This is a genomic window from Mycolicibacterium arcueilense, assembly GCF_058536225.1.
On sequence record NZ_JBZTYL010000016.1, the window covers coordinates 26,789 to 45,854 of the forward strand.

Annotated in this window: 20 protein-coding genes and 1 tRNA gene; 11 read left to right on the top strand and 10 right to left on the bottom strand. The window is 67.2% G+C overall.

Features of this window, described 5'->3' with window-relative positions:
• Position 1: 1 nt before the first annotated feature.
• The 3 genes from AC4LGL_RS18780 to AC4LGL_RS18790 are packed head-to-tail and all read left to right on the top strand — an operon-like array spanning position 2 to position 2,036.
• Positions 2–673, top strand: a complete 672-nt coding sequence (locus tag AC4LGL_RS18780; RefSeq protein WP_491840100.1) for an ABC transporter permease — start codon at positions 2–4, stop codon at positions 671–673.
• Positions 670–1,452 (top strand): ABC transporter permease, encoded by a 783-nt coding sequence (locus AC4LGL_RS18785; protein WP_491840101.1) that lies wholly within the window; start codon positions 670–672, stop codon positions 1,450–1,452. Before AC4LGL_RS18780 ends, AC4LGL_RS18785 begins: the two co-directional genes overlap by 4 nt.
• Positions 1,449–2,036: a putative glycolipid-binding domain-containing protein gene (locus AC4LGL_RS18790; protein WP_491840102.1), complete on the top strand. Its 588-nt coding sequence runs from the start codon at positions 1,449–1,451 to the stop codon at positions 2,034–2,036. Before AC4LGL_RS18785 ends, AC4LGL_RS18790 begins: the two co-directional genes overlap by 4 nt.
• On the opposite strand, the gene AC4LGL_RS18795 is transcribed toward AC4LGL_RS18790, so the two are convergent.
• Positions 1,999–2,943, bottom strand: a complete 945-nt coding sequence (locus AC4LGL_RS18795; protein WP_491840255.1) for a prephenate dehydrogenase — start codon at positions 2,941–2,943, stop codon at positions 1,999–2,001. The two genes, AC4LGL_RS18790 and AC4LGL_RS18795, sit on opposite strands and share 38 nt — an antisense overlap.
• Positions 2,944–3,041: 98 nt before the next feature.
• Between AC4LGL_RS18795 and AC4LGL_RS18800 the strand changes: the two genes are divergently transcribed.
• The 3 genes from AC4LGL_RS18800 to AC4LGL_RS18810 all read left to right on the top strand — a co-directional run bounded on the left by AC4LGL_RS18800 (position 3,042) and on the right by AC4LGL_RS18810 (position 4,132).
• Positions 3,042–3,548 (top strand): tRNA adenosine deaminase-associated protein, encoded by a 507-nt coding sequence (locus AC4LGL_RS18800; protein WP_491840103.1) that lies wholly within the window; start codon positions 3,042–3,044, stop codon positions 3,546–3,548.
• Entirely contained in the window at positions 3,545–4,000 is a 456-nt protein-coding gene (locus AC4LGL_RS18805; protein ID WP_418009426.1) for a nucleoside deaminase, read from the top strand. The genes AC4LGL_RS18800 and AC4LGL_RS18805 overlap by 4 nt, the downstream gene beginning before the upstream one ends.
• Positions 4,001–4,041: 41 nt before the next feature.
• A tRNA-Ser gene (locus tag AC4LGL_RS18810) sits at positions 4,042–4,132 on the top strand.
• 38 nt (positions 4,133–4,170) lie between these two features.
• On the opposite strand, the gene AC4LGL_RS18815 is transcribed toward AC4LGL_RS18810, so the two are convergent.
• Positions 4,171–5,043: an SAM-dependent methyltransferase gene (locus tag AC4LGL_RS18815; RefSeq protein WP_491840104.1), complete on the bottom strand. Its 873-nt coding sequence runs from the start codon at positions 5,041–5,043 to the stop codon at positions 4,171–4,173.
• Between the two features lie 108 nt (positions 5,044–5,151).
• Here AC4LGL_RS18815 and AC4LGL_RS18820 point away from each other — a divergent pair, with 108 nt between their 5' ends.
• Positions 5,152–5,709 (top strand): TetR/AcrR family transcriptional regulator, encoded by a 558-nt coding sequence (locus AC4LGL_RS18820; protein WP_491840105.1) that lies wholly within the window; start codon positions 5,152–5,154, stop codon positions 5,707–5,709.
• Here AC4LGL_RS18820 and AC4LGL_RS18825 read toward each other — a convergent pair.
• Genes AC4LGL_RS18825 through AC4LGL_RS18835 form a run of 3 tightly spaced genes read right to left on the bottom strand, consistent with a single transcriptional unit; the run spans position 5,706 to position 8,401 of the window.
• Positions 5,706–6,245, bottom strand: a complete 540-nt coding sequence (locus tag AC4LGL_RS18825; protein WP_491840106.1) for a nitroreductase family deazaflavin-dependent oxidoreductase — start codon at positions 6,243–6,245, stop codon at positions 5,706–5,708. The genes AC4LGL_RS18820 and AC4LGL_RS18825 overlap by 4 nt on opposite strands.
• 10 nt (positions 6,246–6,255) lie before the next feature.
• Entirely contained in the window at positions 6,256–8,031 is a 1,776-nt protein-coding gene (locus AC4LGL_RS18830; protein WP_491840107.1) for a peroxidase family protein, read from the bottom strand.
• Complete coding sequence (locus tag AC4LGL_RS18835) at positions 7,991–8,401, bottom strand: hypothetical protein (protein WP_491840108.1); 411 nt, start codon at positions 8,399–8,401, stop codon at positions 7,991–7,993. The genes AC4LGL_RS18830 and AC4LGL_RS18835 overlap by 41 nt, the downstream gene beginning before the upstream one ends.
• Positions 8,402–8,511: 110 nt before the next feature.
• On the opposite strand from AC4LGL_RS18835, the gene AC4LGL_RS18840 reads away from it, so the two are divergent.
• Complete coding sequence (locus AC4LGL_RS18840; RefSeq protein WP_491840109.1) at positions 8,512–9,867, top strand: WS/DGAT/MGAT family O-acyltransferase; 1,356 nt, start codon at positions 8,512–8,514, stop codon at positions 9,865–9,867.
• A gap of 14 nt (positions 9,868–9,881) precedes the next feature.
• On the opposite strand, the gene AC4LGL_RS18845 is transcribed toward AC4LGL_RS18840, so the two are convergent.
• From AC4LGL_RS18845 to AC4LGL_RS18855, 3 genes are all read right to left on the bottom strand, one after another.
• Positions 9,882–11,654, bottom strand: a complete 1,773-nt coding sequence (locus AC4LGL_RS18845; RefSeq protein ID WP_491840110.1) for a penicillin-binding transpeptidase domain-containing protein — start codon at positions 11,652–11,654, stop codon at positions 9,882–9,884.
• Between the two features lie 24 nt (positions 11,655–11,678).
• Complete coding sequence (locus AC4LGL_RS18850) at positions 11,679–13,007, bottom strand: PE-PPE domain-containing protein (RefSeq protein ID WP_491840111.1); 1,329 nt, start codon at positions 13,005–13,007, stop codon at positions 11,679–11,681.
• A 106-nt stretch (positions 13,008–13,113) separates the two neighbouring features.
• Positions 13,114–13,614, bottom strand: coding sequence for a lipoprotein LpqH (locus AC4LGL_RS18855; protein ID WP_491840112.1), 501 nt, complete (start codon positions 13,612–13,614; stop codon positions 13,114–13,116).
• 138 nt (positions 13,615–13,752) lie between these two features.
• Between AC4LGL_RS18855 and AC4LGL_RS18860 the strand changes: the two genes are divergently transcribed.
• Positions 13,753–14,661 (top strand): haloalkane dehalogenase, encoded by a 909-nt coding sequence (locus AC4LGL_RS18860; protein ID WP_491840113.1) that lies wholly within the window; start codon positions 13,753–13,755, stop codon positions 14,659–14,661.
• Here AC4LGL_RS18860 and AC4LGL_RS18865 read toward each other — a convergent pair.
• Positions 14,648–15,097, bottom strand: coding sequence for a lipoprotein LpqH (locus AC4LGL_RS18865; protein ID WP_491840114.1), 450 nt, complete (start codon positions 15,095–15,097; stop codon positions 14,648–14,650). The two genes, AC4LGL_RS18860 and AC4LGL_RS18865, sit on opposite strands and share 14 nt — an antisense overlap.
• A gap of 66 nt (positions 15,098–15,163) precedes the next feature.
• On the opposite strand from AC4LGL_RS18865, the gene tgt reads away from it, so the two are divergent.
• The gene (tgt, locus tag AC4LGL_RS18870; RefSeq protein WP_491840115.1) at positions 15,164–16,408 is read left to right on the top strand and encodes a tRNA guanosine(34) transglycosylase Tgt; all 1,245 of its coding nucleotides are present in this window, start codon (positions 15,164–15,166) and stop codon (positions 16,406–16,408) included.
• A gap of 7 nt (positions 16,409–16,415) precedes the next feature.
• Here tgt and AC4LGL_RS18875 read toward each other — a convergent pair whose 3' ends face one another.
• On the bottom strand, positions 16,416–17,624 hold the full coding sequence (locus tag AC4LGL_RS18875) for an MFS transporter (RefSeq protein WP_491840116.1): 1,209 nt from the start codon (positions 17,622–17,624) through the stop codon (positions 16,416–16,418).
• Positions 17,625–17,697: 73 nt separating this feature from the next.
• On the opposite strand from AC4LGL_RS18875, the gene AC4LGL_RS18880 reads away from it, so the two are divergent.
• Positions 17,698–19,011: an acetyl-CoA hydrolase/transferase family protein gene (locus AC4LGL_RS18880; RefSeq protein ID WP_491840117.1), complete on the top strand. Its 1,314-nt coding sequence runs from the start codon at positions 17,698–17,700 to the stop codon at positions 19,009–19,011.
• Positions 19,012–19,066: the final 55 nt, after the last annotated feature.

A 19,066-nucleotide genomic window follows, 5' to 3' on the forward strand; every position in this document is an offset into this window, starting at 1 on the left:
CGTGCGGTATCTGCTGAACCATCTCGACGACCTGTGGGTGTTGACCATCGTGCACCTGCGGTTGTCGCTGGTGCCGATCGTGCTCGGGCTGCTGATCGCCGTGCCGTTGGGTGCGGCGGTGCAACGCACCACGGCGCTGCGGAGGCTGACCACCCTGACCGCGAGCATCATCTTCACCATTCCGTCGCTGGCGTTGTTCGTGGTGCTGCCGCTGGTCATCCCGACCCGCATCCTGGACGAGGCCAATGTCATTGTGGCGCTGACGCTTTACACCACGGCCCTGTTGGTGCGGGCGGTGCCGGAGGCGCTCGATGCGGTGGACGAGCAGGTGCGTGACGCGGCAACGGCGATCGGTTACCGGCCGTGGGTGCGGATGCTCAAGGTGGAACTTCCGCTGGCCATCCCGGTGCTCATCGCCGGACTGCGGGTGGTGGCCGTCACCAACATCTCGATGGTGTCGGTGGGTTCGGTGATCGGCATCGGCGGCCTCGGCACGTGGTTCACCGAGGGCTATCAGTCCAACAAGAGTGACCAGATCATCGCCGGGATCATCGCGATCTTCGTGCTGGCCGTCGTCATCGACACCCTGATCATGTTGGCCGGCAAGGCGATCACGCCGTGGAATCGCACGCCTCGAACCTCGCGGGCCACGCGCGTCAAGGCGGCCGCATGAACTTCCTCCAGCAGGCACTCGACTTCATCTTCACCGCTGCCAACTGGGCCGGGCCGGCCGGTCTGAGCGCGCGCATCGTCGAACACCTGCAGTACACCGTCGTCGCGGTGGCGGCCTCGGCGCTCATCGCGATCCCGGTCGGACTGGTCATCGGGCACACCGGGCGCGGCACCTTCCTGGTCGTCACCGGGGTCAACGCGCTGCGCGCCCTGCCCACGCTCGGCGTGCTGCTGCTCGGGGTGTTGTTGTGGGGGCTCGGGTTGGTGCCACCGACGGTTGCCCTGATGCTGCTGGGCATCCCTCCGTTGCTGGCCGGCACCTACGCCGGCATCGCGAACGTCGATCCCGCCGTGGTGGACGCCGCCAGGTCGATGGGCATGACGGAGCGACGGGTGCTGTTCGGGGTCGAGGTGCCCAACGCGCTGCCGTTGATCGTGGGCGGTCTGCGAACCGCGACACTGCAGATCGTGGCGACCGCGACGGTGGCGGCCTATGCGAGTCTCGGCGGGTTGGGCCGGTATCTGATCGACGGCATCAAGGTGCGGCAGTTTCACATCGCGCTGGTGGGTGCGCTCATGGTGACGGCGTTGGCCCTGATTCTCGATGCCGCGCTGGCGTTCGCGGTGTGGCTCTCGGTGCCCGGTAGTGGCCGTTTGGGAGGTCGGCGACGGATTCCGCAGCCGTTGCTCGGCGACGAGGTGGCCCTCGAGTCACGTCCGGCTGGGAGTTCCGGACTCGGCTACGAAGGCCGCGCGTCGTCGCATACGGTAGACGGGTGAGCGACGAGAAGGATCGTGCCTGGCCAGCAGTGTTGACCTGGCGGGCGCACGACGAACCCCGGATGGAATCCGCTCGGGTTCAGCTGTCGGGCAACAGGATCAAGGCCTACGGCCGGATCGTGGCGGCTTCCACCGAATCCCACCCGGCCTTCTCGGCCTCATACGACCTGGTCACCGACGAGACCGGCGCCACCAAGCGGTTGTCTCTCACCGTCACGCTGGCCGAGCGGGAACGCCAGCTCTCCATCGCCCGCGATGAGGAGAACATGTGGCTGGTGCAGGATCACACCCAGACCAAGCGCTCGGACTTCGGCGGTGCGCTCGACGTGGACCTCGTGTTCAGCCCGTTCTTCAACGCGCTGCCGATCCGGCGGACGGGTCTGCACCAACGCGCCGAGTCGGTGACGTTGCCGGTGGTCTACGTGCGGCTGCCGGACCTGTCCGTGGAGACCGCGAACATCAGTTACAGCAGCCCGGGACCCGGAGCCGCGGTGAAACTGCACTCGCCCGTCGCCGACACCACCATCACGGTGGATCCCGACGGCTTCATCCTTGATTACCCAGGACTGGCAGAGCGGATCTGATCACCCCGCCGGCCCGTCCGGCGGCAGCCAGCTCGGCCCGCCAGTTGTCGGTCCCGACCACCGTGGTGATGATCTCGGGGCGGCTGAAGCTGTCGTAACGCATCCGCGCGGCATGCCCGGTCTCGACCAGATCGGCCACCGAACCCGTGGCCGCCAGGGTCTCCTTGGCGCGGGTCAGCAGTTCGATGCCGTGTTCCAGCGCGGGCAGCAGCTGGTCGGCGTTGGCCTCACACATGGCCCGCACCAGGTCCGGTGCCGTGGCCGCCACCCGGGTGCCGTCGCGGAACGATCCGGCGGCCAGGGCGAAGGCCAGCGGCACCTCGCCGGCGATCACGGCCAGGGTTTCGGCGAACAGGTGCGGGAGGTGCGAGATCGTGGCGGCAGCCGCGTCGTGCTCGTCGGAGCGGGCCGGTACCACGACGGCATGGCAGTCCAGCGCCAGTTGGGCCACCTGGGACCAGATGCGGGCGTCGACGTGGTCGTCCACGCTGACCACCCACGCGGCGCCGGTGAACAGGGCGGCGTCCCCGGCCGACCAGCCGGAGTGCGCGGTTCCGGCCATCGGATGCCCGCCGACGAAGTTCTGCAGGAGGCCGGCTCGCTCCACCTCGGCGAGCACCGCGCCCTTGACACTGGTCACGTCGGTCAACGGGCACTGGGGTGCAGTGCTGCGGATGCGGTCGAGCATCTGCGGCAGGGCCGGCATTGGCACCGCCACCACGATCAGCGCGTTGCAGTCGGCGGCCCGGCGCAGCGCCTCGTCGAGGTCCGCCGTGGCGTCGAACCCGTCGAACTTGGCGGCCGCGACGGACTCCAGGGACCGGTTGTAGCCGAAGACCTCGCGGCCGGCCCCGGCGGCGGCACGCATCAGCGAGCCACCGATCAGACCGAGGCCCAACACGCACACGGGTGTGTTCGTCACGCATCAAGGTTGGCATACCGACCCGGCCGGGGCCGAGGGTGATCCCTGTCAAAATTGCTGGTCGGCGACTACCGTAGGCGGGCATGGAGGCGCAGCGTGCACCGGCAGACCTGCCCGATGGTTTCGGGGTGGCCGTTGTCCGGGAGGACGGCAAGTGGCGGTGCGCCCCAATGCGGTCGTCGTCGTTGAAGAGTTTGACCGCGGCCGAGACCGAGCTTCGCGAGCTGCGCAGCGCCGGGGCGGTCTTCGGGCTGCTCGATGTGGACGACGAATTTTTCGTGATCGTGCGGCCGGCGCCGGCGGGTACCCGGTTGCTGCTGTCGGATGCCACCGCGGCACTGGACTACGACATCGCCGCCGAGGCGCTGGAGAATTTGGACGCTGACCTGGAAGAAGAGGATCTCGAAGACGCGGATCCCTTCGAAGAGGGCGACCTCGCGGTGCTGTCCGATATCGGTCTGCACGAGGACGTGCTCGGGGTGATCCTGTCGGAGACCGACCTGTACGCCGACGAACAGATCGGGCGGATCGCCCGCGAGATGGGCTTCGCCGACGAACTGTCGGCGGTGCTCGACCGGCTCGGTCGGTGAGTGCCTCAGACGAATCCCTGATCCGTGCGGCGCTGGGGGCTGCCCGGACGGCCGGTCCGCGCGACGTGCCGATCGGTGCGGTGGTGTTCGCCGCCGACGGCAGCGAGTTGGCGCGCGCGGCGAACGTCCGTGAGGCCACCGGCGACCCGGCCGGGCATGCCGAGATCGTGGCGATGCGCGAGGCCGCCCGGGTGCTCGGCGACGGGTGGCGGCTGGAAGGTGCGACGCTGGCCGTGACGGTCGAGCCGTGCACGATGTGTGCGGGCGCGTTGGTGCTGGCCCGGGTGGCGCGGGTGGTGTTCGGCGCGTGGGAACCCAAGACCGGGGCGGTCGGCTCGCTGTGGGATGTGGTCCGCGATCGCCGGCTCAACCACCGTCCCGAGGTGGTCGGCGGGGTGCTGGCCGACGAGTGCGCGGCCCTGCTGGAGGAGTTCTTCGCGGCCCAGCGGTAAGCGATTAGGGCTTGCGGCACTCGCCCGGTAAGCTGCCACACGGTGGCGTGTCCGAGCGGCCTAAGGAGCACGCCTCGAAAGCGTGTGACGGGTAACCCCCGTCCGAGGGTTCAAATCCCTCCGCCACCGCCATAAATCCCGCACCTGTTCTCACAGGTAGCGGGATTTTTTTATGTCGACCGAGCAGCCAACCGCGTGGCGGTGACAGTCCCGCTGCCGGAATCCGAACCGACAGCGCGGGGATAGCGCGCCGCAAGTTCCGCGAAACTGTTGAACGACGTTGACCATCCCAGGGTTTCGATCCATTGCCGGGCGTCGTCACCGAGGCCCCGGTCGACATTGGACATGCCGCGATACAGGTCCGCGGCGCCGTCGACCGACTTCAGTGTGGTGTTGAAGCTCTGGCTACCCATGGTCGGGAATCCGTACTGACTGCCGGGCGCGGACAGCCGCGTGATCGACTCGACCCCGGCGCGAGCTGCGGCCCTCGGCAGTGTCATCAGTGCATGGTCGACCCAATGTGTCGGGATGGCGGGATCAAACCCGTTGGCCACCAGGGATTCCGCCCAGTCGCCGTCGGACAGGTCCGCCTCGATGACGTGACGTTCGCAGGTCGCGACGGCGTCGCGCAGGATCGGTTCCTTGAAGGCGAAGAGTTCGGGCAGGTCGACCTCGAACAGGCGCACGGGTCCGGGCCAGGTCAGCCGGAACGCGTGGGTGTCCAGCCCGGCGCCGATCAGCACGATCTGGGTGCGCCCGGCCGCCGCGGCTTCGGTTAGTGCGTCGTCGACGAGGCGGACACCGATTGTGCGGGATTCGTACATCACGTCGGCCAACCGCAGCACTGTTGCCCAGGTTTCGGCGGCGCCTGCGGGCGCGCCCGGGGCGAGATATGCCCTCTGTGCTGCCGCGACGAACCGGGCGGCGTACGGATCGGCGTAGAGGCAGTCATCCCGTTCGAATTCTCGGGCCCGGATCACCGCGACCCCGACGGCCGTGAGTGGCGGGCCGGTCAGTGTTGTGGGCAGCTGTGAACCGTGCATGGATTCCCCCCTCGATGCGAAGTATTCATTACTTGACGGCCGGTAAGTAATGGATGCGGCCACGCTAAGCTCATCCCTTACCGGGCGTCAAGTAATGGGAGGGTCTGGATGGCAGGTCGACGGACCGACACCCGAGACAAGATCCGCGCAGTGGCCCTTGAGCTGTTCTCGGCCCACGGCTACGACCACACTTCGATCCGTCAGATCGCCGAAAGTCTCGGGATCACGAAAGCTGCTGTCTACTACCACTTCCCAGCCAAAGAAGACATCGTTGTCAGCCTCGCCGATGATCTGCGCAACGGCATCGACGATATCCTGAGCTGGGTTGCTGATCAGCCGGACGGGCGGGACACCGGACTCGAGGTCCTGCGACGGTACGGCACGGTGCTGCACGGCACCGGCCGGGCCATGACGCGGTTCATGCACGAGAACTACGCGGCGTTCAATCGGCTCGGGGTCGGCGCCGACCTGCGCTACCAGTTCCGCACCGTCTCCGACGCCATGACTGCTCCCGACCACGATCCGGTCGCGGTGTATCACGCCCGCCAGGCGCTATTGACCATCTCCTGGAGCGTGGCAATGATGGGTGACCTGCCGCTCACCGATGAGCAGTGCAACGACACGGCCATCGCCATCGCCTCGGAGATCTACCGGCGCAGCCCTTAGCCCCGGAGCGGCGAAAGCCGAAGCACCGGGATGGTGCGGATCCCGTCGGTGCGTCGCTCGTAGGTGTTCCAGCCCTTGTTCAGCCGGTCGGCGGCCAGGGCGTAGAGCCGGTCGCGGTCGGTGCCGGCGACCTCACGTGCGACGAAGCGCCCGCCGTTCGGCCCGATGTGCAGCTCGCAGTCCGGGTGCGCGAGCAGGTTGTGATACCAGCTCGGGTGACGGTCACGCCCGTAGTTGGACGCGATCAGCACCACGTCGTCGCCGTCGGTGAAGTAGGCCAGCGGGGTCTCGTACTGCTTGCCGCTGCGTGCGCCGGTCGAGGTCAGCATGAGCACCGGTATGCCCACGCTGATGCGGACCCGTCCGCCGGTCGCCTTCATCACCGGACCTTCCAGCGGCGCGATCCGTCGCCGCCAGAATTTCGCGGCTCGCTCGGTGGTGAACAACTTGCCCCCGACCGCCCAGGACAGCTCGCGTTTCCACAACGGCCGCGCTTTCAGATCGACGCGGGGGATGCCGTTGAGGAAACCGGTCACGGCACAGCGCCTATATCCGCGCCCACGGTGCGAAGGCGTTGCGCTGCCCGCGTAGTGGCGGCTCGAGTTCGGGGTAGTGCCGCAGCAACACCGAGGTCATGTCGTTGTGGTCGATCCAGTCGATGCCCTCGGGGGTGTAGACGCGCGGTGTGAAGTCCACGGTGTAGAACCGGTCGCTCTTGAGGCGACGGGTGGCCATCAACACGAAGATCCGGAATGCGGTGTCGCTGAAGCCGAATCCCTCGGGCAGTTTCTCGCCGAACATGCCGACGGTGGTGTCCACCTTCTCGATGTCGCCGCCGTAGATCTCGGCCATCACGGCGGCGGTGGCAGCGTCGCCGCCGCTGATCTGGTCGAAACTGGTCACCGGGTTCAGTCGTAACGCACGGCGGAAGTCGTTGTAGCGCGGGACTCCTCGCTCCCGGGAGCGCAGGATGTCGGTGGCGATCATGTCGAGCGTGTGCTCGTCGGTGCGCTGGAAGTTCCGCATGAAGTTCGGGCTGTTGTGCAGGGTGACCGCGCCGGGATGGGCGGCACCCAGGGAGTACAGGCACTCGGCCACACCCATGCTCTTGAGGACACCGCGGGAGTTCGCGCCGCCGTGGATCTCACCGAAGGTAAGTGTGCGCGGCTCGACTCCGGTTGTGAGGCTGAGGAATTCGTAGTCGTCGGGCACCAGGGGGTGCATCCGGTAGACGGTGACGAAGTCCTCGGTGATCGAATACGGGGCGGTGTGGTGGTCGGTGGTCGAGCCGGGGATTCCGCTGACCACATCGCTGGACCCGATCCGGCCGAACAACTCCTTGACCCGCTCACCGGCCAGGCCGAACCAGTTGGCCCGCATCCCGATCTGCAGGGTCGGATGCCCGAGTATCGCCGGGGTCCATTCGATGGTGTGGATCTTGGCGATCAGCGCGGCGTTGATCAGCCGTGCCTTGTTGAACAGTTGGTCGTCGTCCCAGCTCGGGTATGCCGCCTTGAGCCGGTCGCAGATGGCGTTGTGCTCACGCATGAATATCGTGCCCATCAGCTCCATGCCCAGCCACCAGCCGTCCGCGCCACCGGAAGTGCCGATGAGGGCCGGGTCGATGTCGATGAACCCGTCGGCGTCGATGCGCACCTTGCCACCCTTGCCGCTGCGGATGGCCTTCTGGAAATCCTGGTTGCTGCCGTAAATCTGGGAGGCATCCCACCAGTGGGTTTCGGTGTTGACAAAGGTCGAACCGCCCGGCGCGGCCGTGGGGTCGACGGCCGTGGCGGGGACCTTGATGGTGGCCTCGGGCCATTCGGTGTCACCGTCGGGGCGGGGAATCTCGAGCATCCGATTGGGGTCGGTGCCGTGGCTGAACCAGTCGCGGGTCTCGAACTGCAGCCACGCCGCAGCGAGCACGTTGAGTGTGGTGGCCGGCCGGAATTCGCGGCGCTGCAACAGTTTGGTGCTGATCAGCCGGGGATTGGGGTCCATCAGCTCAGGCATCGTTTCGGCATGGCCCTCGGCCGGCGGGACGTTGCGCCCGAATCGGGTGTTGGCCATGCCCATCGAGGGCGCCGAGAGGTCGTTGTAGGAACCGTTGGCCGTCCGGACGGTCAGGTAGTCGGTCGGTTCCACGGTCGGCGCCTCCGGTGGCCGGCCCTGATAGGTGTCGTACAAGTTGTGTTCCCGCAACGCGTCGCGGATCCCGACCAGCACCGAGATGCCCAGTATCGGCGGAAGTTTGTCCCAGCCGATCCGCCGGTCGACCACCTCAGTGGTCTTGAGGAACAACCTCGTGAGAAGCGATGGCATGACGGGATCCTTTCCACGCGATGACGGCGAGAGCGGTGTTGATGGCGGAGATGACAGTGGCCGTCACGCCGTGGCGGCGCGGCAGATCGCCGCGCGCTGTGGTGACGGCGGCCGACAGGGTGTCGGTGGCGTGGATCAGGATCGCGAGGTTCTCGGCCCGACGAAGTTCGCTGCCCCGCAGGACGAGTAGATCCAGCCCGATCAGCACGGTCCGGATGCCGAACATCCGGAACGGATAGCCGGCCGAACGATCGCGTGCGGTGTCGACGCCGAGGCGGGTGAGAAGTCTTTCGGGCGCCACAAGGGCGGTCGCGCCATTGAGGATCCGGATCACCGCCAGCGCGGTGCGTGCTGCTGTCGGGCTCAGCATGTCTAGATCTTGGGCGTTCGCCGCGGCCGGTGCATGAGTAGTCGGCTACTTGTTTCGCCTGTTTCGCCGGGTCTTCGTCAGAGCCCGCCGCAACGGCGTTGAATGTGTCCATGGATCTGATGTCGCCGACCGATTCGATGTTCCTGATCGCTGAGACGCGGGAGCACCCGTTTCATGTCGGTGGCCTCGCACTCTACGAACCTCCGGCGGGCGCGGGCATCGACTTCGTGCGCGAACTGCACGAGGAGATGGTGGCCCAGACCGACATTCAGCCGGTGTTCCGCAAACACCCGGCCACCATCCTCGGCGGCATCGCGAACGTCGGCTGGACCTACGACAACGACGTCGACATGGACTACCACCTGCGCCGGTCGGCGCTGCCGACCCCGGGCCGCGTTCGGGATCTGCTGGAGTTGACCTCCCGTCTGCACGGCGGCCTGCTCGACCGGCACCGTCCGCTGTGGGAGGCGCACCTGATCGAGGGGCTCGCCGACGGCCGGTTCGCGGTGTACACGAAGATGCACCATTCGTTGATCGACGGGGTGTCGGCACTGAAGCTCCTGATGCGCACCCTGTCGGAGGATCCCGATGACACCGAGGTGCGGGTGCCGTGGTCGCTGCCGCGCCGCAAGCGGGAACACCAGAGTTCGTCGGTGCTGCGGACCGTCACCGATACCGTCGGCTCGGTCGCCGGGCTGGCGCCGTCGACGGTCAAGCTGGCCCGGTCGGCGCTGCTCGAACAGCAGCTCACCCTGCCTTTCGCGGCTCCCAAGACCATGTTCAACGTCAAGATCGGCGGAGCCCGCCGGGTGGCGGCGCAGTCCTGGCCGCTGGAGCGGTTCCAGCGGATCTCGCGGGCGGCCGGGTTCACAGTCAACGATGTGGTGCTCGCGGTGTGCGCCGGAGCGCTGCGCGCCTACCTGTTGGAGCAGGACGCACTGCCGGACCAACCGTTGATCGCGATGGTGCCGGTGAGCCTGCGTGCCGAACACGAGGCCGACGCGGGCGGCAATATGGTCGGCACGGTCCTCTGCAATCTGGGTACCGATGTGGACGACCCCGCCGAGCGGCTGAATGTCATCGGGGATTCGATGCGGGGCAACAAGAAGGTGTTCTCCGAACTGCCGCGGGTCCAGGCGCTGGCGCTGTCGGCGATGATGATCGCCCCGCTCGGCCTGGCTGCGGTTCCCGGGTTCGTCAGGGCCACGGCACCGCCGTTCAACCTGGTCATCTCCAACGTGCCCGGGCCGCGACATCCGTTGTACTGGAAGGGTGCTCGGCTCGACGGCAACTATCCACTGTCGATCGCGCTGGACGGTCAGGCGATGAACATCACCTTGGCCAACAATGCCGACAACCTGGATTTCGGTCTGGTCGGTTGCCGCCGCAGTGTGCCGCACCTGCAGCGGATGCTCAGCCATCTGGAGGACTCGCTCAAGGCGCTGGAGGTTGCGTCGGGCGCCTGACCCAAAGGCATTGTTCAGCCGGCGGACCGCAGGAAGTCTCCCGAGATCTTGACCGCGGGCGTCGAGGAGTCGCCGCCCACCACCAGGGTCGCGAACGCGATGTCGCCGGCGATCCCGGCGAACCACCCGTGTGAGTGTGTGTTGTCGCCGAATTCCGCCGTACCGGTCTTGCCGCCGAGATCCGGGATATCGCTCAACTGGCTGGCGGTGCCCTCGGTGACGGTCTTGCGCATCATGTCCCGCAGCGCCGCGGTGACGCCGGCAGGCAGCGTTTCGGAGGGGGTATCGACGGTCACCTTCTCACCGTCGACCAGGCTGGGCAGGACCGTCGAGCCGTGCGCCAGGCTGGCCTCGGCGACGGCGAGACCGAACGGGCTGACGGTTACGGTGCCCTGGCCGATACCGTTCTCCACCCGCTGGGCGGCCGTGTCGGCGTTGGGAACCCGGCCGGTGACCGTGGTGAGCCCCGGAATGGTGAAGTCCACCCCGATACCGAACGCGCGCGCCGTCTTGGTGAGCGCATCGGCGGGCAGCTTGTCCGACAGTGCCGCCATGCTGGTGTTGCACGAATGGGAGAACGCCGACGCCAAAGGCACTATCCCCAGGTCGAAGTCGTCGTCGTTGGGGATGGTGCGGTTCTCGATCGTCAACTGACCCGGGCAGGCTACCGGGCTGTCCGGGGTGGCCAGGTTGGCTTCCAGCGCGGCTGCGGTGGTGATGGTCTTGAACGTCGACCCCGGTGGGTAGAGCCCGGAAAAGGCAATGGCGCCTTGGGGATCCGCGGCCGTGTTCTGTGCGGCAGCCAGAATCCCACCCGTCTTGCCCGACAGCGCGACCAGCACCGCGGGACGCGTCTCCTGGTCGACGGACTGTTGGGCGAGCAGTTGCAGCCGGAGGTCCATGGTGGTGCGCATCGGGTCGGTCGGTGCGGGCGGTTGCGCGGTGAGGCGCTGCGCGGGTGCGCCGTCCCCGTCGACCAGATAGACCGACCATCCGGCGGCTTTGGTGATCCGGTCGTGCCACAGCTCGGTGAGCCCGCCGATGGCCGGCGAAGACAGTTGGCGGTCAGCAGTCAGCAACTCACCCTGCTCGGCCACCGCGACTCCCGGAATCTGGGCCAGTTGGTCGCGTACCTGGGCGAGGTCGTCTTCGCGCAGTTTCATCACCGTCACGCGATCGTCGGTGTTCGACGTGAACTGCGCGCCGATGGATTCCGCGGTCGTGGTGGGGTCGAAGCGGTTCAACAGCGCGGCGAGCGGCGCGGCGGAATCGACGTGGGCGCGGTCCAGCGAGACGACGCCCACGGTCTGCCAGGTCATCAACGGCTGGCCGGTCCGGTCGAGCACCGGGGTCTGCAGGTCACTGTCGGTGCTGTACTGAAAGCGCAAGCCGTCCCGCAGATCTCGGTGCAACAGCGTCGGGGCCCAGGTGATCAGCCAGTCGTCACCGGCCTTGGCGGCGGTGCCGGCGGTGTCGTAGCCGAAGTCGTGGCCTTCACCCCAGGACCAGTGATACTTCAGGGTGGCGCCGGTCTGCTCATCGGGTTCGGCACTGACCTTGACCGAGGCGGCATCGCCCATGCCGTTGAACATCGAGGTGATTGCCGGCTCGGCAGCTGCGGGGTCGTTGGTCTGCGCGGCCGCGCCGTGGGCGTCCTTGCGTTGCAGGGCATCGGCGAAGGCGGCGAATCGGTCAGCCGGGTCCGGGGACGACGAGCATCCCACGACGGGAAGAAACAGGCCGATCAAGAGGAACCAGACGAAGGCGGGGCGGTGCCGTCGAGTCATGTTCCCAGCATGACATCCCGGGCTCTAGGCAGCCTTGTCCGTGTCGGACGCCCGTTGCGGCTTGGCCCGGTGCTTGGGCTCGGACTTGGGCTTGGGCTTGAATGAGTCCCTGACGTTCTTCGCCACATCCGACATCGTGTTTCGCACCTCGTCGCGTCGCTGTGCGGGTGCCCGCTTGATCGGCTTCTTCGGGGTCTCGGTGTCGGCATTCGTCTCGACGGCCTTGGGAGCTTCCTTTGCCGCGACACGGACGGTGGGAGCCGGAGCCGTCGAAGGTGATGTCGTCGAGGGCAATGTAGTAGAAGGCGATCCGCCCTTGAAGTTGTCCGCACCCTGCTGCAGCGCAGCGGGCAGCTGATTCAGGGTCTCGGCAATCGGTTTCGGCGGCGTGATCAACGAGAACCGGGTCGGCGTGGCGGGATCGGAGTAGTCGCGATCTGTGTAGCCCATGTCGACGGCGAGCTTGAGGGTGGGCTCGATCGCGCCGAGCACCGGCTCGGTGAATGCCGTGGTGTTCAGCGCCGTCGACACGTCGCGGATCGGCTGCAGCAAGGGCAGGTGCTCGGTCTTGACCAGGATGTAGGTGTCTGTCCCGCCACCCGGCGTCCTGACGGTCTTCACGATGACGGCGTCGGGATCGTTGAGGTCGGTGGCATCCGGCGTCGGGTCGCCGTGCAGGTAGAAGAACCCGGCCGCCGCATTGGCCAGTGCCAGTGGGTTGGCGTAGGCCGGGAAGTCACCGACGGGGTCGTACTCGATGGTGATGAAGGTTTCGTCATACGGCGACTGTTCGGCTGCGCCGGTGCTGGTGAATCCGAGGAGCCCGAGCGGTCCCATATTCGGGAAGCGGGCATAGATTCCGCCGTTGGGAACCGTGGGCGCCGCGATGTACACGAACTTCAACGTGCCGGTGTCAGGGTTGTTTTGGGCATCGAGTTCGCGCTTGTACTTCTCGGCGACGATGGTCCCCTCGGAGTAACTGACGATGTAGACGGTCCCGTCGGGACCGGCCGCGGCGCGCGCTTCGTCGACCGTGTCGATCAGCGGCTGGCGCCCCTCGGCAACGCTCTGATCGATCGGCAACGAGGCCGGGTAGTTGACGCCGTAGAACTGGCCCGGGTCGGTACCGACGAACTCACCGCCGTACGGCACGTAGTTGCGCTGGAACTTGTTCGGGATCCGGTCGCTGTTCGGGTTCTTCGCCCCGCCGACACCGACCACCGCATTGCCTCCCGGCAGGGTGGCCGCCAGCGCATCGGCGACATGTCCGAAGGTGAGCACCGCGGCCAGGCCTGCGGTGGCACCGGCCACCACGGCAGCCGATGAACGCGCGCGCTTACGGTGATCGGCCACGGTGCTCCTCAGATCGTCCGAAGTGAAAACGACTGAGAACAGAGCGTGGGCCCGGATCAGTCCGGGCCCACACTATGCCAGATGTTTGCTAAAAGTGAGTGGATTGCTACGGGCAGGAGACTTCCAGCTCGAAAGGCTTGGTCACCGGGTTCATTCCGTCCACACCCGTGGCCTCACCCTTGATCGTGTACTTGTTGCCATCCTTGGTGGCTTCGGCGCTCCCGCCGGGCACTCCGGGCGTGTAGCCGAGGCTGACGCCGTCGATATTGCCGAGTGCCACGGCGGTCACCGACGGTTGGTCGCCCTCGCCGAGCGTGGCGCTGACGCCGGACATGCCCTGCCCGACGGTCAGGGTGACATTGCCTGCGACCGTGGCGCACACGACGGTGCCCTCGATCTGGTGGTCCTTGCCGTCGATGCTTACCCTGGCGGTGCCCGCACCGGTGGTCGCCTTGGCGTCGCCTGCCTCGACCGAAGCCGTTGCCGACGCCGAGGCGGTGGCCTTCGTGTCGCTGGAGGTGTCTTTCTTGTCGCTCGACGAACAGCCGGACAGGCCGGCGATGACGATCGCGGCGCCGCCGACGGCAACCAGGAACTCACGCTTCACCACTGCTCTCCTCACGGTTGTGCAGCCCGTCTTCATTGGCGGACTGTCAGGCAGAAGTATTGGGGTTGATGCAGGTCATGGGCATGCGATTGGAAGAATCGTTCCCCGCGGGCGCGAGGCGGTCGTAAGTTCAGCGTCATGCAGACGTTGCGTACTCCAGACGACCGGTTCGCTAACCTTCCCGAGTTTGCTTATGTCCCAGCCTATTCCGAGATCGATGACACCGAGGGCGGCCGATTGCGGGTGGCGTGGGTGCAGGCCGGTCCGCCGGAGGCCGACCCGGTGTTGTTGTTGCACGGGGAACCATCCTGGGCGTTTCTCTACCGGCGCATGATCCCGATCCTGGCCGCGGCGGGCCATCGCGTCGTTTGTCCTGACCTGGTCGGCTTCGGCCGATCGGACAAACCCACGCGCATCGAGGATCACACCTATGCCCGGCACGTCGAGTGGATGCGGGCCCTGGTCTGCGATGTCTTGGACTTGCGGCGGGTGACCCTGGTCGGTCAGGACTGGGGTGGCCTGATCGGGTTGCGGCTGGCGGCCGAGAATCCCGACCGGTTCGCCAACATCGTCGTCGCCAACACGGGGCTGCCCAGCGGCGACATCCCAATGCCGGAGATCTGGTGGCAGTTCCGCAAGGCCATCCAGAATCTGCCGACCATCGATGTCGGCAGATTCGTGGAGGCCGGGTGCCGCCGCCCGGTCAGCGACGAGGTCCGGGCGGCGTACGACGCGCCGTTCCCCGACGACACCTTTTGCGCGGGTCCGCGCGCAATGCCCGGTCTTGTTCCCACCGCACCCGACGACCCGGCCGCGGCCCCCAACCGGTCAGCTTGGAAAGCGTTGACGGCCGGCGAAACCCCGATGCTGGTGGCGTTCAGCGACGGCGACCCGATCACCGGAGCCATGGCGCCCATCTTCCAGCGGGACATGCGGGGCGCCCAGGGTATCGATCATCCGACGATCGCGAACGCGGGTCATTTCCTGCAGGAGGACGCCGGTGAGGAACTTGCCGAGGCGATCGTGACCTTCCTCAGGGGCAGGTGACCGCGATGTCGAACGGCATGTCCACCGGTTCGCCCGGCTGGTTGGGGTCGATACCCATGCCGGTGCCGGTGATCGTGTAGGCCTTGCCGTCGCGGGCGGCCACGACCGGTGCGCCCGAAAGGCCGGACAGGTAGGTCAGCGAAGCCCCCTCGCCGTTGACGTCGCCGATGTTCACCGACTGCACCACGGGTGCCTCTCCGTCGGTCAGCGCCACGGAGGCCGGCATCTTGCCCTTGACGCCGATCGTGGTCAGCCCGTCCTTGGTCTCACAGCTGACGCTGGTCACGGGACCGGCGTCGTTGGGACCGAAGGTCACCCGGCCCTGGCCGGACTTCCCAGATGAACCCGATTCCTGCGACGAGCATCCGGCGACTGCAGCCAGACACACAGCAAATCCGGTGGCAATGACAATGGGGCGGCGCATGACCAAATTCACGTCCGCAGTATGGCCGCGTCCGCCCCTGTGACGGAAATCGGACGCGCATCCGGTTGAATACCAGGTGTGGACCAGCCGTATTTCGCCGTGGAGGCCGAGTTGCCCGGCCGACTCGGTCGGGTCGGGACCATCCATACGCCGCACGGCGATATCCAGACTCCGGCGTTCATCGCGGTCGGGACCGCGGCCACCGTGAAATCGGTGCTGCCAGAGACCATGAAACAGCTTGGTGCCCAAGCGATCCTGGCCAACGCCTACCACCTCTACCTGCAACCGGGCCCGGATGTGGTGGCCGAGGCCGGCGGGCTCGGGGCGTTCATGAACTGGCCCGGACCGACCTTCACCGACAGCGGCGGCTTCCAGGTGATGTCGCTGGGTGTCGGGTTCAAGAAGGTCCTGGCGATGGACACCGAGCGGCTGCAGGCCGACGACATCATCGCCAAGGGCAAAGAACGGTTGGCTCACGTCGACGACGACGGGGTCACGTTCCGCTCGCATCTGGACGGGTCGAAACACCGGTTCACCCCGGAAATCTCGATCGGCATCCAGAACAAGCTCGGCGCCGACATCATCTTCGCGTTCGACGAGCTCACCACGCTCGTCAACACCCGCGCCTACCAGGAAAGCTCGGTGCAGCGCACCCATGAGTGGGCGGTGCGGTGCCTGGCCGAGCATCACCGGCTGCAGGCTTTGTCTCCGGAGCGGCCGCGGCAGGCGTTGTTCGGGGTGGTGCAGGGCGCGCAGTACGAGGATCTGCGCCGGCAGGCCGCGAGCGGGCTGGCCTCGATCGGGCAGGAGGCCGGGGCCGCCGAGGGACTGAGTTTCGACGGCTACGGCATCGGTGGCGCGCTGGAGAAGCAGAATCTGGCCACCATCGTCGGCTGGGTCAGCAGTGAACTGCCTGCGGACAAGCCCCGGCATCTGCTCGGTATCAGTGAGCCCGATGACCTGTTCGACGCCGTGGCCGCCGGCGCGGACACCTTCGACTGTGTGTCGCCGTCGCGGGTGGCTCGCAATGCGGCGGTCTACTCGGCGACCGGCCGCTTCAACATCACCGGGGCGCGGTACAAGCGGGATTTCACCCCGATCGATGCCGAATGCGATTGCTACACCTGCGCCAACTACTCCCGCGCCTACATCCGGCACCTGTTCAAGGCCAAGGAGATGTTGTCGGCGACGCTGTGCACGATCCACAACGAGCGGTTCGTGATCCGGCTGGTCGATCAGATCCGGGCATCGATCCTGGCCGGCGAATTCGATGAGCTCCGGGCGCATGTGTTGGGGCGGTACTACGGGGTGCCCGTCAACTGACCTGCCCTCACTTTGTCACGCTGGCGTGGCATTCGGCGACGGCAGCCACTCTAGCGTGACGGTCGGTGGCGCTGAGGACCATGGCGACAACGATTGCCGCGGCAGTTACAGCTGCGGTCGCAGGCCATCCCATCCACCCGACCGCGGCCGCGCCGAAGGCGGTACCGAGGCTGCCGCCCACGAAGTACACCACCATGTAGGCGCTGTTGAAGCGCGCGGGTGCGGCGGCGTCGATCGCCAAAACCGTGCTCTGATTGGCAACTTGGGCCGCGAAGAGTCCGGCGTCGAACACGGCCAGACCGACGAGCGTGGCCGCCGTGTTCGCCAGGCACACAGCGAGGGTGATCGCACCGAGGGCCGCGACGACCAGGCCGACCAGCATCACTCGACGCGGGCCCACGCGATCGGTCCACGTGCCGGCGATGCGCGTCGCGGCGATGCCCAGGAGGCCGGCAAGGGCGTACAGGCCGATCCGTTCCGCTGAATACGAGTAGGGCGGTTGTGCCAGCGCAACGGCGAGGCCGGCCCATACCGCGCAGAAGGCGAAGAACCAGAGCGCACCGCGCACCGCGGCGATGCGCAGCTTCGGGAACCGAACGTACAGGCCGGGCAGGGCGCGAAGCGTCGCCATGATGCCGCTCGTGGTGGAACCGGCGGTGGCAGGCAGCATCCGTACGGCGACAAGTGCGGCGATGGCCGATGCGACGGCGAACACGAGCAGGGCGCCGCGCCATCCCGATACGTCGGCCAGCCAGCCGCCGGCGATGCGGCCTCCGATGATCCCGGCCGAAATGCCCGCCGTGACTATGCCCAGCGCGGTGGCCCGGCGCCCCGCCGGGACGAAGCGCGCGGTGATCGAACTCAACTGCGCACCGACCGTGGAACAGGCACCGATCAGCGTGATGGTGAGCGCCAGCAACCACATCGTGCCGGCCGCGGCGTTGGCCGCCAAGGCTGCGGCCAAGGCGCCGAACTGTGCGCCGAGGACGTATCTCGGTGGAAACCGATCGACGAGCGGTACCAGCAGCGCGAGCCCCAACAGATAGCCGACCGGGCCGCACGCCAGCGCGACGCCGACGTGGGCGACCGAGATGTCAAGGCTGTCGGCGACATCGGAGACCGCCGGTTGGAGCGGATAGATCGCGGCAGTGCCGAGGGCGGCGGCAATCGCCATGAACCACACGGTGTTTCGGGTCATTTGGGGCTGCGATGTCATGCCGGTGACGCTATGGGCGCCCAGGTCAGCGTGCTGGCGGAAATCGGACCATGCGGTGTGGGAGAGTGGCGCCATGCCGGAAGAGCTCACCGCCGAACAGGCCGCCACGCGTCTGGCGACCGCCGACACGCTCGGGATCCCGCTGGGGCCCGGCCAGCCGCCGGCGTTCCTCCGTGCACTCGGAGAGCGCACGGATTGGACGGACCTACGTGTCTACGGCGCACTGCTCGGAGTCGGGACCGAACTGTTCAACCGCTCCGGTGTCCGTTACCTGTCCGGCTTCTTCGGTCCGTTCGAGCGGATGTTGCGGGATATGGGCGCCGACGTGGAATTCGCGCCCGCGGATTTCCGCCGGTTCGCTCCGCTGCTCGAGCGTCAGGCGCCGCGCGTGATGACGACCGTGGCGGCAGCGCCCGACGAGGATGGCTGGTGCTCCCTGTCGCTACATGCCGGTGCCACGGTGGGCGAATTACGCCGCGCCGGCGCCGATCCGCAGCGGTTGCTCGTCGTCGAGGCGTCTGACGCCTACCCGCGGACATTCGGGCTCGAAGGGTATCGACATGCGCTGCACGTCGACGAGATCGACGTCCTCGTGCACTCGACCGATGCACCGCTCGCGCTTCCCTCGGCGTCACCCTCCGACGTCGACAGAGCGATCGCGAGGCACGCGGTCGCCTACATCCCGTCCGGTGCGACGCTGCAGACGGGCATCGGCTCGATTCCCAGCCAGATCGCCGCTCTGCTCGCCGAAGGCGACGGGGGCGATTACGGGCTGCACAGCGAGATGTTCACCGATGGGTGCATGCAGTTGCACCGGGCCGGCAAGGTCACCAACGTGGGCAAAGGACTGTACGACGGGGTGAGCGTGACGACCTTCGCGTTCGGCTCGACCGAGCTCTATGCGTGGCTGGACGCCAACTCCGATGTCGCGTTCCTCCCCGTCGAGATCGTCAATGCGCCGGAGGTGATCGGCGCCAACAACGACATGGTCACGATCAACGGCGCGCTCGGAGTCGACGTCCAAGGCCAGGTCGTCGCCGACACCATTGCCGGCGACCAGTTCAGCGGGGTCGGCGGCGCCGAGGATTTCGTGGCCGGTGCGGGGCTTGAGCTGTCGGACCGCTCGTTGATCTGCCTGCCCTCGACGTTCGAGAAGGACGGAGTGCTCCAGTCGCGGATCGTGCCGTGGTTCGGTCCCGGCGCTGTGATCACGACGCCACGGCATCAGGTCGACGTGATCGTCACCGAGTACGGGGCAGCCGAATTGGAGGGCCGGACGGTTCGTGAGCGCGGCGAGGCGTTGGCGGCTATCGCACACCCGCAGTTCCGCGACGCGATGCTGGCGGCTGCGCAGCGCGCGGCCCAGGGACGCTCGCCCGTCGGGTAGCGCCCACGCGCCGCAGCGTCTAACTTACATTTTGTAAGTTGATCGGCGGAGGGGC